This is a genomic window from Alteromonas sp. G4i35 (assembly GCF_054960375.1).
The window spans coordinates 16516-32384 of sequence record NZ_JBHNZD010000007.1 but is presented as its reverse complement, the minus strand read 5'-3'; the positions used below and the strand labels follow the sequence as shown (position 1 = coordinate 32384).

General features: G+C 44.3%; 13 protein-coding genes. 10 read left to right on the top strand and 3 right to left on the bottom strand.

Features of this window, described 5'->3' with window-relative positions:
* Nucleotides 1-288 precede the first annotated feature (288 nt).
* The 4 genes from glnA (at nucleotide 289) to glnG (ending at nucleotide 5179) form a co-directional block, all read left to right on the top strand.
* Complete coding sequence (glnA, locus tag ACFI6L_RS05520; RefSeq protein WP_462573570.1) at nucleotides 289-1698, top strand: glutamate--ammonia ligase; 1410 nt, start codon at nucleotides 289-291, stop codon at nucleotides 1696-1698.
* A gap of 239 nt (nucleotides 1699-1937) precedes the next feature.
* Nucleotides 1938-2564, top strand: a complete 627-nt coding sequence (locus ACFI6L_RS05515; protein ID WP_014950589.1) for a hypothetical protein — start codon at nucleotides 1938-1940, stop codon at nucleotides 2562-2564.
* 130 nt (nucleotides 2565-2694) lie between these two features.
* Nucleotides 2695-3780, top strand: a complete 1086-nt coding sequence (glnL, locus tag ACFI6L_RS05510) for a nitrogen regulation protein NR(II) (protein WP_014950590.1) — start codon at nucleotides 2695-2697, stop codon at nucleotides 3778-3780.
* A complete protein-coding gene (gene glnG, locus ACFI6L_RS05505; RefSeq protein WP_014977284.1) occupies nucleotides 3770-5179 on the top strand; it encodes a nitrogen regulation protein NR(I) in 1410 nt (469 codons plus the stop codon). Before glnL ends, glnG begins: the two co-directional genes overlap by 11 nt.
* Nucleotides 5180-5241: 62 nt before the next feature.
* Here the strand turns inward: glnG and ACFI6L_RS05500 are convergent, their stop codons facing one another.
* Complete coding sequence (locus ACFI6L_RS05500; RefSeq protein ID WP_075176830.1) at nucleotides 5242-6381, bottom strand: HD-GYP domain-containing protein; 1140 nt, start codon at nucleotides 6379-6381, stop codon at nucleotides 5242-5244.
* 205 nt (nucleotides 6382-6586) lie between these two features.
* Between ACFI6L_RS05500 and ACFI6L_RS05495 the strand changes: the two genes are divergently transcribed.
* From ACFI6L_RS05495 to ACFI6L_RS05480, 4 genes are all read left to right on the top strand, one after another.
* Nucleotides 6587-7312, top strand: coding sequence for a 1-acylglycerol-3-phosphate O-acyltransferase (locus ACFI6L_RS05495; RefSeq protein ID WP_014950593.1), 726 nt, complete (start codon nucleotides 6587-6589; stop codon nucleotides 7310-7312).
* 32 nt (nucleotides 7313-7344) lie between these two features.
* Nucleotides 7345-7743, top strand: a complete 399-nt coding sequence (gene rraB, locus ACFI6L_RS05490; RefSeq protein ID WP_014950594.1) for a ribonuclease E inhibitor RraB — start codon at nucleotides 7345-7347, stop codon at nucleotides 7741-7743.
* A 116-nt stretch (nucleotides 7744-7859) separates the two neighbouring features.
* On the top strand, nucleotides 7860-8675 hold the full coding sequence (locus ACFI6L_RS05485; RefSeq protein ID WP_283620299.1) for a choice-of-anchor H family protein: 816 nt from the start codon (nucleotides 7860-7862) through the stop codon (nucleotides 8673-8675).
* Nucleotides 8676-8842: 167 nt separating this feature from the next.
* The gene (locus tag ACFI6L_RS05480) at nucleotides 8843-10318 is read left to right on the top strand and encodes a sensor domain-containing diguanylate cyclase (RefSeq protein WP_462573569.1); all 1476 of its coding nucleotides are present in this window, start codon (nucleotides 8843-8845) and stop codon (nucleotides 10316-10318) included.
* A gap of 119 nt (nucleotides 10319-10437) precedes the next feature.
* On the opposite strand, the gene ACFI6L_RS05475 is transcribed toward ACFI6L_RS05480, so the two are convergent.
* Together ACFI6L_RS05475 and ACFI6L_RS05470 are read right to left on the bottom strand one after the other, a co-directional pair.
* Entirely contained in the window at nucleotides 10438-10647 is a 210-nt protein-coding gene (locus ACFI6L_RS05475) for a type II toxin-antitoxin system antitoxin (RefSeq protein WP_014950597.1), read from the bottom strand.
* A gap of 71 nt (nucleotides 10648-10718) precedes the next feature.
* Nucleotides 10719-11567 carry an SPFH domain-containing protein gene (locus ACFI6L_RS05470; RefSeq protein ID WP_014950598.1) on the bottom strand — a complete coding sequence of 283 codons (849 nt, stop codon included), beginning with the start codon at nucleotides 11565-11567 and terminating at the stop codon, nucleotides 10719-10721.
* A 187-nt stretch (nucleotides 11568-11754) separates the two neighbouring features.
* On the opposite strand from ACFI6L_RS05470, the gene ACFI6L_RS05465 reads away from it, so the two are divergent.
* Nucleotides 11755-13038 carry an ABC transporter substrate-binding protein gene (locus ACFI6L_RS05465; protein WP_462573568.1) on the top strand — a complete coding sequence of 428 codons (1284 nt, stop codon included), beginning with the start codon at nucleotides 11755-11757 and terminating at the stop codon, nucleotides 13036-13038.
* A 55-nt stretch (nucleotides 13039-13093) separates the two neighbouring features.
* Nucleotides 13094-15766 (top strand): hybrid sensor histidine kinase/response regulator, encoded by a 2673-nt coding sequence (locus ACFI6L_RS05460; RefSeq protein ID WP_462573567.1) that lies wholly within the window; start codon nucleotides 13094-13096, stop codon nucleotides 15764-15766.
* Nucleotides 15767-15869 lie beyond the last annotated feature (103 nt).

Below are 15869 nucleotides of genomic sequence, written 5' to 3'. Positions count from 1 at the left end.
AACACTTGTTCAACAAATAACCAGCCCCGTTGCACCTAATTGATCATATTTGGTGGCTATACGCTACAAAGTAATCTAGGCTGATTGACGTACAAATGAGCATAAAACGCCATATTGGTGCAACATTGCACCAATATAATGCAATTTAATTCAAACGGAAGTGATAGATGCCCGTCTATGCCACAGAAATCGGTATACATATAGATGGCATGATAATCGCTTTCACTTTTTCCACTGTTGGAGTGAAGCTGATCATTCCGCATTTTTACATTAAACCTGGAGGACACGATGTCAGTAGAAAAGGCATTAGAGCTGATTAAAGAAAGTGAAGCGAAGTTTGTAGATTTACGTTTTACCGATACAAAAGGTAAAGAACAACATGTATCTATCCCTGCGGGCCTAGTTGATGAAGAGTTTTTCGAAGAAGGTAAAATGTTCGACGGTTCTTCAATCGCTGGCTGGAAAGGCATCAACGAATCAGACATGGTTCTTCTTCCAGACGCAACAAGCTGTGTAGTTGACCCTTTCGCTGAGGAAACACAAGTAAATATCCGTTGTGACATCGTTGAACCTTCAACAATGGAAGGTTATGAGCGTGACCCACGTTCAGTTGCTCGTCGTGCAGAAGAATTCCTAAAATCAACTGGTATCGGTGACACATGTTTCTTCGGCCCAGAGCCAGAGTTTTTCCTTTTTGATGACGTACGCTTCCACACTGACATGGCGGGTTCTTTCTACAAGATTGACTCTTCTGAAGCAAAGTGGAACTCTGGCGAAGAGTTTGAAGGCGGCAACATGGCACACCGCCCTGGCGTTAAAGGCGGTTACTTCCCAGTACCACCAGTGGACTCTGCTCACGATATCCGTGCTGCAATGTGTCTAGTTATGGAAGAGATGGGCCTTGTTATCGAAGCGCACCACCACGAAGTAGCAACTGCTGGCCAAAACGAAATTGCTTGCCAATTTAATACGCTAGTTAAGAAAGCTGACGAAATTCAAGTTTACAAGTATGTTGTTCACAACGTTGCACACGCATACGGTCAAACAGCTACCTTTATGCCTAAGCCGCTTGTTGGCGATAATGGTTCTGGTATGCACTGTCACCAATCTATCTCTAAAGATGGCGTAAACATCTTTGCAGGTGACAAGTACGCAGGTCTTTCTGAGGAAGCACTTTACTACATTGGTGGTATCATCAAGCACGCGCGCGCAATCAACGCGTTTGCTAACGCTTCTACTAACTCATACAAGCGTCTAGTTCCTGGATTCGAAGCACCGGTAATGCTTGCATACTCTGCACGTAACCGTTCTGCATCTATTCGTATTCCTCACGTAACTAGCGATAAAGCACGTCGTATTGAAGTACGTTTCCCTGACCCAACAGCTAACCCATACCTAGCGTTCACTGCTATGCTTATGGCGGGTATCGACGGTATTAAGAACAAGATCCACCCTGGTGATTCAATGGATAAAGACTTGTACGACCTACCGCCAGAAGAAGCTGCTGAAATTCCAACAGTTGCAAGCTCGCTAGAAATGGCACTTGAAGCTCTTGATAACGACCGTGACTTCCTTAAAGCTGGTGGCGTTATGACTGATGACATGATTGATGCATACATCGATCTTAAGTCTGAAGAAGTAACGAAACTTAACATGACTACTCACCCTGTTGAGTTCGACATGTACTACAGCGTGTAATTTCGCACTGTATAGCAATTTATACTAAAGCCCGCTCTGCGGGCTTTTTTTATGCGTACGATTTATCTACTATGTTTTTATAGCTATGCTAATGAATACTCTTTCATGCTGTATCAACTGCGCACAGGGCTTTGCCCGCTTGCATCTGCATACAACTAGAAAGGTTATCCATAAGCCAAACATAGCAAGCTATATGAATTAGCCAGCTAGCCAAAACCACATTGATTAGGTAACGACACGTGCACTACATGACGCGACACATTTGCTTAATTTCGCTATTACTAAGTAGCGGCAATGGCTTACTGCCTGTGCAAGCGGAAATGCTGAGCCAAGAAAGTACCCAGCAAGAAGCACAAGAAAGCGAAACCGGACAAAGCAGCAATGCAACATCAGCCGCAGCTACCTCTCCAATGACCATATACAAGGTGGTAGGTAAAGACGGCTCTGTGACTTACACCGACAAGCCGCAGCAAAACGCAGAACCCCTAGCTTTCGATGTAAAAACGCAAAACGTAGTAACCGCGGCAAAGGTTACCCCACCTCCCCCTGCGAAGCCGGCTGCCCCCAAGCCCAACTATCGCGTAGTCATTAAGTCACCCGCACCAGAAGCGACAATTCGCAATAACTTGGGTGAATTCACTATTTCTGCCGCACAACCTGGTGCACCCAAAGCGCCAATCTACCGATTAATCTTTGACGACGCCCCATTAGCTAGCAATAGTTCAGGCGTCTTTAAGCTTACTGGTATCCATCGTGGGGCACATACTTATAAAGTTGAACTCACGAACAATACGGGCAAGACTCTTGCATCGTCTCCATTACAAACCCTTTACCTGCATCAGGCATCGGCGTTAATTAATAACTAATAGCGTGCAACCATTGTTATGTATGCGCACCATAGAGGTTCAGTGAACATTTCTTCTTGAGCTCTTTATTCGCGCAACGCATCATTGCAAGCTACAATGCACAATTATGGTGCAAAGGAGACGAGCTCGGATGCATTCCACCGAGTTAGAAACACAACAGCTAATCAATAGCCTAAATACCGCACTGGTAATGGTAGACAACAAACTTACGATTGTTTATGCCAACCACGCTGGTGAAGCTTTGTTTGAGACTGGATTAAAACAACTTATTGGCCATCCACTTCAAGATTTTTTCTTGCCGGGCACAATAGAAACCACCCGACTTAAAGCTGCCATCAGAAAAGGTGAAGATTTCACCGAAAACGAAATTAAGTTGGCTTTTCGAGATAACCGCTATGTATCTGCCGACCTAACCGTTACCAACTTGCACTTCGAAGACGGCCCACGACTGCTATTTGAAGTTAAAAAGATTGACCAACAAAAGCGAATTTCTCGAGAAACTTTACAAAACGCGCAGCATTACGCAGCACGGGAATTGGTTCGCGGCCTTGCACACGAAATCAAAAATCCTCTTGGTGGTATTCGCGGTGCAGCACAGCTATTAGAAAAAGAGCTGATTGACGAGCATAAAGAATTTACAAGCATGATCATTGAGCAGTCTGACCGTCTGCGAAACTTAGTTGATCGATTGCTTGGACCAAATTCACTACCTCGATTTGAAGAAAGCAACGTGCATCAAGCGCTTGAAAAAATACGCAGCTTAATGCGCTTTGACTCAGACAATCCCATTACCATAGTTCGCGACTATGACCCCAGCATTCCACCGCTTATGTTAGACCCTGACATGATTCAGCAAGCGGTGCTCAATATTGTGCGCAACAGCGTTCAGGCATTAACCGAGAGCCAAACCCCCAACCCACAAATTAGGTTAATTACGCGAATAGAGCGCCAAATGACAATTCAAACGAAGCGTCACGCGCTGGTAGCTAAAATAAAAATTATTGATAACGGCCCGGGTATTCCGGCTGAAGTAAAAGACACACTTTTCTACCCCATGGTCACAAGCAAGCAAAATGGCTCTGGGTTGGGTTTGTCTATTTCACAGACCCTTATAAACCACCACGGCGGCAAAATAGATGTAGATAGCTACCCTGGTCACACTGAGTTCGTAATTTACATACCAATAGATCGTAAGGAGACAGACGATGACGAATGAGTCTGTGTGGATTGTCGATGATGACAGTTCTATTCGTTGGGTGCTGCAAAAGGCCTTACAAGCAGCAGATATCAGCTGCTTAAGTTTTGAAAACCCTGAAGATTTATTGCTTCAACTTCAAAGCGGCCAAGCCCCTGAAGTCATCATTTCAGACATAAGAATGCCACAAATGGACGGCATGACGTTACTGAACGAAGTGCATGCCTCGCACCCTATGCTCCCCGTTATCATTATGACGGCGCATTCGGATTTAGACAGCGCAGTTAACGCATATCAAAAAGGCGCCTTTGAATATTTGCCAAAGCCATTTGATATCGACGAGGCAGTAACCTTAACCCAGCGGGCGCTGGCACATGCCAGAGAGCAGTCCACCGTATCTAAAGCGCAAGTTGAAGACGTAGTAACGGAAATTATTGGCGAAGCACCTGCCATGCAGGAAGTGTTTCGTGCCATAGGTCGTTTGTCTCGCTCTTCAATTAGCGTGCTAATTAACGGGCAATCTGGAACGGGTAAAGAACTTGTGGCGCACGCCCTTCATAGGCACAGCCCAAGAGCAAGTAAACCTTTCATCGCCCTTAATATGGCCGCCATTCCTGCCGACCTTGTAGAATCAGAACTATTTGGCCATGAGAAGGGCGCGTTTACCGGAGCCCAGGCAGCTCGCCAAGGCCGCTTCGAACAAGCCGACGGCGGAACATTGTTCTTAGATGAAATAGGCGATATGCCGTTAGATGTACAAACCCGCCTTTTACGTGTGCTTGCAGACGGCCAGTTTTATCGTGTCGGTGGCCATCAATCAGTGAGTGTGGACGTACGCATCATCGCTGCAACTCACCAGAATTTAGAACAAAGGGTTGCTGAAGGTAAGTTTAGGGAAGATTTGTTCCACCGCTTAAACGTTATCCGAGTGCACCTTCCTTCACTTAACGAGCGCCGCGAAGATATTCCATTACTGACCCGTCACTTCTTGCGCCGAGCAGCCAAAGAACTTGATGTAGAAGCTAAAAGCATATCGAAAGACGCTGAGCGCGTAATGTCTCAGCTACCATGGCCTGGAAACGTAAGACAGCTAGAAAACGTGTGTCGCTGGTTAACGGTAATGGCGAGTGGTCAAGAAGTGCTGCCCAGCGATCTGCCACCGGAAATTCACAGCGATAGCAGTATTGAAAAACCTAGCGCTGAATCGGGTGAGTGGCCAGATTTGTTGGCAAGCTGGACCGATAAACAGCTTCGCGACGGCCATCACAATATTCTTAACGACGCGATGCTGACGTTTGAGCGTATTATGCTTGAGCGAGCACTTCAGCACACTCATGGCCACAAACAAGATGCGGCTAAACGCTTGGGTTGGGGAAGAAATACCCTAACAAGAAAGTTAAAAGAATTGGGTGTGAACTAACCCTAGTGATTACGCCGTAAGCTAGCAGGGAACTCACTGCTAGCTTATGAGCGGCTTGCTACCTAATGTCCTTTCGTCAGTAGCGCAGTCATTCCCTGATTGAAATGCCTTACCCACTTCATACTAAACTGGCCTTTGGCGCTTCGATTTATTTCTATCACCGCCTCTTTTTTGGAAAGTACGTTATCTTCATTGTGCGCTCTTGGGTGTGTCATTGCATCGTAGGTATCAACAATGGCTAATAACTTCGCACCTTCACATATATCGTCTTCTTTTAGCCCCAATGGATAACCTGTTCCATCGGTGCGTTCATGGTGCTGCATCACAATTTTGCGCGCCATATCCCATTGATCCAGGTGCTCTAACAAACGGGCACTTTTATACACATGAGAGCGCATAAGATTAAATTCGATATCGCTTAGCGCATCGCCTTTGTGCAAAAGCTTCAATGGCATGAAGGCCATTCCGAAGTCATGTACATAGCTGGCTACGGCAAGCTGATCTTCGTCTATAGGGTTTTCGGCCACGTCGTTAATATACATAGCCAGTTTGGCAATGCGATCACCACGACCAGACCAGTAGTTGGAGCGGCGTTCAATGGTTTGCATTAAGTCGCGGAAAAATAGAATATCTTGCTTCTTTTCACTACTAATATCTTTAGGGATACCTGTAGCCGCTAACGTAGGGGGCTTTATCTGAACGTTTTGTGGGTCGTCTTCATCCGCAACAATATCTAACGCTGGGTTAAGTAATAAGACCGCTTCGGTAAGGCGTTTTTCATGCTCAGCAGTATTTTCAGGTGTCACACGACCGATAGCTAAAACCAGCTGATTGTGAAGATTGTCATCGTACTCGGCTTTGCCATTGGCCATTACAGCCTCTACAAAGGCTTTTACTCTGTCCATAGTAAGCAATACCAAGTCACTCATAGTACTTGTGTAGGCCACCTGCCCTTTGCGCAAATAATCTAGCAAGTCCTCTACATGCTGCAAAAGCGGGATCATGGGAGAGAAGTTAACCAGGCCTAAATCACCTTTAATGGTGTGGATTGAGCGAAACAGAGCACGCTGCAATTCGTTGTCTTCCGGACGAAGCTCTAATTCAATCAAGGTTTGTTCACTTGATTCATAGAGTTCGTTTATTTCCTCCATAAGGTCAGCAAGAATATCTTCTTCTAGGTCGTCTGGAGTAAATGTCTGCATATAGTGGTTACCGAGTTAGGTTCGATTGCGCTTTTTATTATTGTAATTGGGTATCGGCAAAATTTCCTCATACTAAAGGTGAGAAACATAGCCACTTTTCCAACTTATTGCTCAACTATACCTTCCGCACTGTAAAAACTCATCGGACAAGTGTACGCTGAAACTTCATCTATACTGCGCGCGTCAATTGTATCTAGGAGTTGTTTTGATCGCTTTATTCCGCATTCCGGCACTTTTTATCGCCTTTTTACTCATTAACATCGTTCTGCTAATTGTTTGTATCGCACGACCTTTTCACAAAGATAACGTGCATATTGCGGGTAGTATGTATTCACTTATGGCTAAGGTCGTAGGTCTCAAAATTATTATAAAGAAAGATCCTGCGGTTAAAATAAACGAGCCCTACGTTTACATCGCCAATCATCAAAACAGTTTCGACGTTATCACTATCTGTAAAGCTGCACTGCCTGGCGTGGTAACCATTGGCAAAAAGAGCTTAAAGTGGATCCCTATTTTCGGCCAAATCTATTGGTTGTCAGGCAATATCATGATTGATAGAAAGAATTCCGGTAAAGCCCGTAATACACTCGATATTGCTGCAAAACGCATTGCGAAAAAGAAAACGTCGGTATGGCTATTCCCAGAAGGTACACGAAGCTATGGCAGAGGCATATTACCTTTCAAACAAGGTGCGTTTCGCCTAGCTAAGACCACCAACGAACCGGTTGTCATGGTAACCGCCAGCAATTTGCACAATAAAGTAAAATGGAACCGTTGGAATAACGGCATTGTGCTTATTGATATAGCTGCCCCTCAGGCTTTGAGCGAAGACAAGACAATTAAAGAGTGGATGGTGCATTTTAACGATGAAATGAAACAAAAGTTTGATGCGCTTAATACACAGGTCGATGAACTGGAAAAAAGCAGGTAAACTTGCGTCAAAATTGCTAACGAGTGTTTATTATGACCCAGTTCGATGAAAGAGAAGAGTGGTACGAGTTTAACCAAGAAACTATTGATGCCCTTCTAGAAGACGGCAGCCAAGCCGATGCCGACTATACCATTGAGCACCACTTCGCCAGCACTGACTTCGACGTGCTAGAAAAGGCAGCTGTTGATGCGTTTAAAGCTGGTTTTGAAGTCACCGACGCAGAAGAGCTTATTCTTGATGATGGCGAAACCATTTTCTGCTTCGACGCAGTTGCAGAGCGAAAGCTAGATATTGAAAAGCTTAATGCGGACTCTGACACCTTGCTTAAAATTGCCGACAAGCATGATGTAACCTACGACGGTTGGGGTACTTACTTCGAGCCGCGTGAAGAAGGTGAATACGAAGAAGAAGATCACTACTTCGACGACTGATCTCTAAGGCACCCTCACCGTTTTAACTGAGAAGGCGTTAAGTTACCCTTCAGCTTTTGTTCATCTTTTTCCGTCAACAATGACACTGTCATTATCGATTGGAAAAGGATGGACAGATGAAAAAGCTACTTTTCTCACTTACTACATATTCTGCTATTGCAACATTACAGCTTGCGCTTATGTCACCTGTGCATGCCAGTACCGAAAATAGCGCACAAAACAAAAACGTTACCTCTAACGAATACCGTTACGACAAACCATTTGTTGCCGCTGAATCGCTGCTGCCTAAAACCTCAGGTGCATTGACAAGCGAAGAAACAATCTCTCAATCTGTTGATGACGTTGAGACTGATCAACAGTCCCTTCCCAAGGCGGGTAAGCATCAACAGCATTTAGCCGTGAGTAAGTCCTCTAGCGATATCGTAGTCAGCAGTATTAATGAGTTTTGGATTTATGAAAGCTGGGTAACGCTTGAGCAAGACATTGATTACGATGGTTATCACTCTACGTTTTCGATTGAGTTTGACGCCGACACCATTTTCACTCGCGCGCCAGTATACGCGGTCCTGTATTTGGGCAAAAACGACGTGTACGAGTCTATTCACGTGTCGTCTGAATTTTACATTTACTCAGAAGACTCAACAGATACCTTTACCATTGAAAGCACATTAGTTTCTGGCTATCCGCCCGGTGAGTACGACATTCTATTAGAGCTTTATGATGCAGATACCGAAATGCTTGTGGCGTATACCGATGCCTATGATGACAGTGCACTCGCCTATCTTCCCCTTGAAAGTGAAAATAATGAATATGTGGTTGAAGATACGGTAGTCATAGTAGAAGAGCATGGCGGAGCATGGTCTTTACTCCCACTGTGTCTATTAGGTGGCATTGTACTTGTTAGACGAACTGTTAGACGCCGACACTGCTAACTATCTTGGAAAGTTAATCAGCTAAAAGCTGCATGCACCTGCAGCTTTTGGCTATTTTTTATACTAAAGTCTATTATATAATATAAACCTTCTTTTCCAATTAACGTTGATTCGCCAATGTACCAAGGAAAACAGTACATACTGACGCTTTCAATTGGTGTAGTGCAATGAGCATCGACAATGTTAACTTGTTCAATCTATTAGAAAATACGCAAATTGGCGTAGTCATTCACAATGCTACTGGCGTTGTAGAGTATGCCAATCCCGCTGCGTTAACGCTGCTTCGATTAAGTATAGATAAACTTAAAGAGAAAAGCTTAGACGTGGACTCCTGGGAGTTCATTGACATGCAAAACAGAAAAGTACCTTACCACGAACTTCCCATTGCCCAGGTGCTTGCTACTAGCACCGCTATAAATAACCGAATATTGGGAACGATAAATAAAGATACCGATAAAATAACGTGGTTTAATGTCAACGCATATCCCGAAAAGTACAAGGTCAATGGCAGTTCACCGTCTTTTGTAGTGGTTTATTTCACTGATATCACGGCAAAGATTAGTGATTTCTCTTACAAAGATATTGTTCAACATTCACAAGATATGATTTTGGTAACGGAAGCTCAGAATATCGATGCCCCGCTTTCTCCTAAAATCATCTATGCAAATGGAGCATTGTGTAAACATACTGAATATAGTCTTGAGGAGTTATTGGGTGAGACACCTCGCATTTTTCAAGGTGCCCTAACCGACAAAGCCTCTACGCTGCGTATTCGGCAGTCACTTATTGATCAACGCCCATGTACCGAAACACTTTTAAATTATACGAAGTCTGGCACACCTTTCTGGGTTCAAATGAACATATTCCCGCTTACCAATGAATTCGGTGAAGTAACCCATTTTGCAGCTGTTCAGCGTAACGTTAGCGAAATGAAGTTCCAATCTGAACAGCTAGATAAGCGCAATGCAGAACTTAAGAAAATAAAGCAGAACTTAGAAAGCCTGGTTAACCGTCGAACCAGCGAGCTTCGTTCAGCCAATCATAAATTAGAGAAACTGGCATATTATGACGCGCTCACGAACATTCCAAATAGACGGGCATTTCTAGACGCATTTGCAAAGTCGTTAAACTTCGCAAAACGCAATGGACATGCAATGTTGATTGGCATCGCCGATGTAGATCACTTTAAGGCTATTAATGATAGTTATGGCCACGGATTTGGCGATGACGTATTAACCATCGTTGCTCAAACAATGCAGCAATTTTTTCGTCAAGAAGATGCCATTGGGCGCATAGGTGGCGAAGAGTTTGCGTTCTGTATGGTACTAACAAGTCCAGTCTCCCCTCGCCAACTATTAGACAGATTTCGCGAGAAAGTCAGCATTCTCCATGAAACCCATCCTCCGTTGAAAGGAAGACAAGTTACCCTTAGTTTGGGGGCGGTATATGTAAGCGACTTAAAAGAGGCAAGCATAAAGCAACTACTTTGCGATGCAGATGAAGCCCTTTATAGAGCCAAAAATAAAGGTCGCAATACCATAGAGTGCGAATGTTATGACGATATCGATAACGAAGGGTTAGAACCCTGTGAAGATGGTAGAGCTGGCACAGAGTCTCATTCTAAACCTCATCATGTTACGTAAAAGCTAATATTGATTCGTGGTAACGCTACATGAGCATATTGCTCACTACGGCTCACCTTTAATAACCTAAATCGTTAGCTTATCAGCTCAGCATCGATTTGGCTGTCCAGCCACGTTGCTCAGTTTTCTCCCCCGTCAGGCGGCTCAATACCTTCAACCTCTACTACCACTTTTTCTACCAGCTTCACTCTTCCCTGCTTCACTAGCGCTTGTCTTAATACATACTCTATTTGCGCATTTACACTTCGCAAGTCATCGGCAGCCCATCGCTCCATGGCGGCAAGTACATTTTCATTTATCCTAAGTGGATACGCTTTTTTCTTTGCCAAAATCACAAACCTTATGTGCCGCAGTGCATCACTGCGGCACTACAATTTCAAACTTAAATTAAAAAAACGAGCTAGTAGATTGTACCTGTATTAATAACCGGTTGCGTCGACTTATCACCACACAGCACAACTAATAAATTACTTATCATCGTCGCCTTACGCTCTTCATCAAGCTCTACTACACCCTTTTCATTTAATCGCTGAAGTGCCATTTCTACGGTTCCCACAGCACCATCTACAATTTGCTTCCGGGCAGCCACAATAGCTGATGCTTGTTGACGCTGAAGCATGGCACTTGCGATTTCTTGCGCGTAGGCAAGGTGGCTGATACGAGACTCCAAAATTGTGATCCCAGCTTTCGCAAGGCGAGCTTGGATCTCTTCTTGTAAACGCGCTGATATCTCTATTGGGTGGCTACGAAGTGCGACTTCCGCTTGCTCGTCGTCACGTGGATCGTAAGGAAAGCTACTTGCCATATTGCGGATCGCGGACTCACTTTGAATTCGCACAAAACTTTCGTAATCGTCTACGTCAAACATTGCTTCAGCAGTATCGCTCACTTTCCACACGACAATAGAGGCGATTTCAATGGGGTTTCCTTGATTGTCGTTAACTTTAATTCTGGCACTTTCAAAGTTTCTTATGCGCAGAGAAATATTAGCTCTACGGAACAAAGGAATTGTCCAGCGCAATCCAACATCAGAGACAGTACCTACATAGCTGCCGAAAAACGTCATGACCTTTGCTTGGTTGGGTTGCACCATGAAATAGCCCAACCACAAACTTCCCACTAAAACGCTTAGAATTACACCAGCTTCGGGGTTACCCGACACTGCATAGAAAAACGTAGCAACCTGTGCGACTAGCAAAACACAGATCATCAAATAACCGTTTACCGAAAACCCTTTCTTTTCTTTCATATCACTCACCTTTGATATCATTTTGATATCTTTATAATACAAAATTTAACTACTCGCTAATTTTGATGTGTTACCAAATATGTCAAAGCAACATTTTATTTTTAACTATGGGGTAACATTTTTTGGTAACTCTATGAAATAGATGCCAGAATAATGGAGGGTCATCGTTTACTATGGACGTACGTTAATGCCTCCAAACTCAGATAAAAACGTCGCTTCTTCTTTCCAGCGCCGTACCTTATTAAAGGGCGGTCTCGCCTTTGGTCTTACTGCGGGCATTACCCCTTTTTCAATCGGAAAAGAAAAACCGACGCTGCGCGTATTAGGCACCCATGTCACGCTTCAAGAAGCCATTCGTCAGCGCGCCATGGAAGACTTAGGCATTAATATTGAGTTCGAGCCGGGTGGCAGTGCAACCGTTCTTCAAAAGGCGTCGATGAACCCCTCGTCATTCGACCTTTATGAGCAGTGGTCTAATAGCATTAATGTATTGTGGCGCGCTCATGCTATTCAGCCCATAGAGAAGAAACGCCTTCTGTATTGGGAAGAAATAAACGATTTAAGCAAAACCGGAAAACTTACCGAGAACGCGCGAATGGGCGCTGGCGACGCACCGCATAAAATTATTAATGTTCAGGACGACGGCACACTAGGTGCCAACCATACTGACACAATTAGCTTTTTACCTTATGTGCACAATGTTGACTCTTTTGGCTATGACACATCAAAGTTACCCAACGAACTGCAAGGGCAAGAAGAAAGCTGGGGCTGGCTTTTAGACAGTCGCTATTCAGGAAAAGTGGGCATAGTTAACGACCCCACTATCGGACTTTTCGATTTAGCACTTGCCGCACAAGCTAAAGGATTCATTCAATTCCAAGACATCGGTGCCATGACCGAGTATGAACTTGATGATTTGTTTAGCTTACTTATAGAGTTGACTCAGTTAAACCATTTCAATGGATTCTGGACCTCGGTCCCTGAGTCTGTTGAGTTCATGAAAAGTGGACGGGTTGCAATCGAAAGCATGTTCTCGCCTGCGGTCTCTGCACTGAACGGTCAAGATATTCCGGTTACGTTTGCAGCACCGAAAGAAGGCTACCGCGGATGGCACGGTGTAATGTGCATGTCCTCTGCCACACAAGGTAGAATAAAGGACGTGGCTTATGAGTATATGAATTGGTGGCTGTCGGGGTGGCCTGGCGCATTTATTGCCAGACAAGGCTACTATATTTCCAACCCTAAACGTTCAGCTCAATATCTTTCAGACGCCGAATGGAATTACTGGTACAAAGGGCAAGTAGCATCAGAGCCGCTAAAAGGGCCCGACGGAAATATTAGTGTTAGACAAGGCGCCCAGCGCACTGGTGGGAGTTATGAAGAGCGTTTTAGTAATGTTGCCGTATGGAATACCGTTATGCCAACGTACGAATACAGTTTGCAGAAGTGGTACGAATTCATCACTGCATAATGTTGCGTTAAGTAAAAACCCATAACGTTAATGGAATAAGGCTTTTTTAGTTCACATGTTATCGTCAATTCGAATTCAGCTTATCACCGTGCTACTCGCTCTTATAGCGCTTATATTGGCACAGGGGTTTATTGCTAGAGAAAACCAAGAAGTCCTAAACAAAGGCGTGGCATCAGCGTCAAAGGCTGTAGTTGATGTTGCACTTGTTAAGGAACTTGAACGGGATGTGGTGGACTTACAGCGCAACGTGCTCATATTCAAAGAGAATGCGAGCAAATCAGCCATTACTCGCTTCAGTCGACTCATGGTGACTATTAACACCAAACTCGACAAGTTAGCCCTGGTAGACGAAGACAAGGAAATACAGGAAGACAACCATATCCTTTCAAGAATGAAGGAGCACCTTAACGCCTATCAGGAGAATTTTACTCAAGTTGTCGATGCGCGCTCTGAAAGAGATAACCTTATAGCAAGAGGCACACTATCTGATATTACGTTACTGGAAAAGATACTGAGTGACGCTAAAACAAACGGAGATATCTCTGCTGCCTCTGAAGAACAGGCAAAGACGCTTCTTATTCGGGCAGAAAATGCGATGTTGAAATATCTGATGAAACCCGACATGGGTTTTATTCGAGCATTCAACGAAGCCGCAGATTCACTACGAAAATTAACGCTAACGAAAAATACATCCCTTCAGGAAAGAGTGGAGCGATTGTCGGAAAAAATTAAAGCCGATTTCGTTAAGCTAACCCAGATAACCCAAGGTAATTTATTCTTGGTTAACGTAGTCATGGCGGGGTCTGCCAATGAATTTCTCTATTTAAGCGGTGAGCTGGCCAAAAAAGTAACCACAGACTCTGAAATTGCGACTCAACGCACCTACACACTGGCTGAAAGCACACAGCGTAACGGAGAGTTATTTTCTCTTGTTGCCATTCTACTCGCCCTCTCAGCAGCGCTGTTTGCCATGTTTCGCATATTGGGCCCTATCCGCTCTATCACTCAAGTTTTCAACAAACTTGCCCAAGGCGTACAAATTTCCAATATTCCTGGCAGCAGCCGAAAAGATGAGATTGGCAAGCTAGCAAAAGCGGCGCTTGTTTTTAGTGATAAAAACCGAGAGACAGAAAAACTGCTAGATGAAGCAAGAACCATGAACTCTCAGCTTGAAAGCTTAAATAAAGCGATTACTGAGGCGAAAATAAAAGCGGAGCAAGCAACCGCGTCAAAGAGTATGTTTTTAGCCAATATGAGTCATGAAATCCGCACGCCGATGAATGGCATTATCGGGCTAATAGAACTGGCGCAACAGCAAGAGCTGTCCACTACTGTTAAAGGGTATCTCGACAAGGCAGCGTATTCTGGGCAAATATTACTGAGCGTAATTAACGATATTCTCGACTTCTCAAAAATTGAAGCGGGTAAATTGAAGATTGAGGAAGTGAGCTTTTCTTTGCATTCACTGTTCGACAACCTCATTGCTGTCATTGCACTACGCGCAAAAGAAAAGAACTTATCGGTGCACTTTACGGTAAATCCAAAGATACCTCCGCAAGTAATTGGCGACCCACTGCGTATTGCCCAAATAATTATGAATATAGGCAACAATGCTGTGAAGTTCACCGAGCAAGGGCGTATAGATATTGAGTTTGATGGCAGCCTGAACGAAAAAGGGAACGTGTTAAACCTTACCATGCGAATCACCGATTCCGGCATAGGTATGAGTGCAGCCCAGCTAGATAGAATATTTAAGCCTTTCACTCAAGCAGACGGTTCAACCAATAGAAAATACGGCGGTACCGGCCTTGGCCTTGCGATTGTAAGCCAGCTTACTGAACTTATGAACGGCCGCCTTGATGCCACTTCTACTATGGGAAAAGGCAGTACGTTTGAAGTTGAACTGCCGCTGAAAGCATTTAAAAACCAACCAGGCGTGCTTGAACAAACACCTCAGCTACCTGTTGATAGCCTTTATGTTACTGAAGCAGCATTGCTGCCTACGGCTTATTGCAACCAGATACAGCTGCCAACTAAATCAACGCTATCAATAGAAGATGCCAAAAATATCGCCGCTTTACCTGAACATATCATTGTAGATATCCATGAGTTCAGTGAATTCAGACAGAATATTGCTTGGTTAAACGCCTTATTAGAAAAAGGGAAGTCGGTAGGCCTAGTGATGGAAAGTGCAGGCAGCGCGCTACAAGCTAAATATGACACGCTATGGAAAGGCCCACTTATCATGCATCCATTCACACCTGCGCAATTTGAGCGTTTTGTTCATCAGGTGATATCTAAAGATGCAAGTTATGACGGACATCATTTTAGTGAAGAAGCGGAAGCAACATCACTAGAAGGCCACGTGCTTTTAGTAGAAGACAATAATATAAATCAACTCGTCACCGGAGAAATGCTTACCAATCTTGGGCTTACTTTCGATATTGCAGAAGACGGTAAGCAAGCCGTGCAAAAAGTAGAAAATGCCCCGCAGTACGACCTAATATTGATGGATGTACAAATGCCGGTGATGGACGGTTATGAGGCAACCACACAACTCCGCGAAAAAGGCTTTACTGGCGTACCTATTATCGGCCTTTCGGCTAATGCAATGAAGGAAGATAAACAAAGCGCGATAGACGCGGGTATGAACGACTACCTCACCAAGCCAATAAAGCAAAAATCATTGATAGGCATGTTAAAACAGTACTTAGGCAAACAGCGCTAAACGCCAACGTAAAGATAGGTTCGTATACCAGTTCGCATAAATAGTTACCCACTCAATAGGCGCTGGCAAGTTTCCTAGCGAAGTGTGAGAATGCAGGAACGGC

Bases quoted from the DNA above. Each gene is read 5' to 3' on its own strand.
- glnA (WP_462573570.1), top strand. From the start codon at position 289: ATGTCAGTAGAAAAGGCATTAGAGCTGATTAAAGAAAGTGAAGCGAAG.
- glnL (WP_014950590.1), top strand. From the start codon at position 2,695: ATGCATTCCACCGAGTTAGAAACACAACAGCTAATCAATAGCCTAAAT.
- glnG (WP_014977284.1), top strand. From the start codon at position 3,770: ATGACGAATGAGTCTGTGTGGATTGTCGATGATGACAGTTCTATTCGT.
- ACFI6L_RS05500 (WP_075176830.1), bottom strand. From the start codon at position 6,381: ATGCAGACATTTACTCCAGACGACCTAGAAGAAGATATTCTTGCTGAC.
- rraB (WP_014950594.1), top strand. From the start codon at position 7,345: ATGACCCAGTTCGATGAAAGAGAAGAGTGGTACGAGTTTAACCAAGAA.
- ACFI6L_RS05485 (WP_283620299.1), top strand. From the start codon at position 7,860: ATGAAAAAGCTACTTTTCTCACTTACTACATATTCTGCTATTGCAACA.
- ACFI6L_RS05480 (WP_462573569.1), top strand. From the start codon at position 8,843: ATGAGCATCGACAATGTTAACTTGTTCAATCTATTAGAAAATACGCAA.
- ACFI6L_RS05470 (WP_014950598.1), bottom strand. From the start codon at position 11,567: ATGAAAGAAAAGAAAGGGTTTTCGGTAAACGGTTATTTGATGATCTGT.
- ACFI6L_RS05465 (WP_462573568.1), top strand. From the start codon at position 11,755: ATGCCTCCAAACTCAGATAAAAACGTCGCTTCTTCTTTCCAGCGCCGT.
- ACFI6L_RS05460 (WP_462573567.1), top strand. From the start codon at position 13,094: ATGTTATCGTCAATTCGAATTCAGCTTATCACCGTGCTACTCGCTCTT.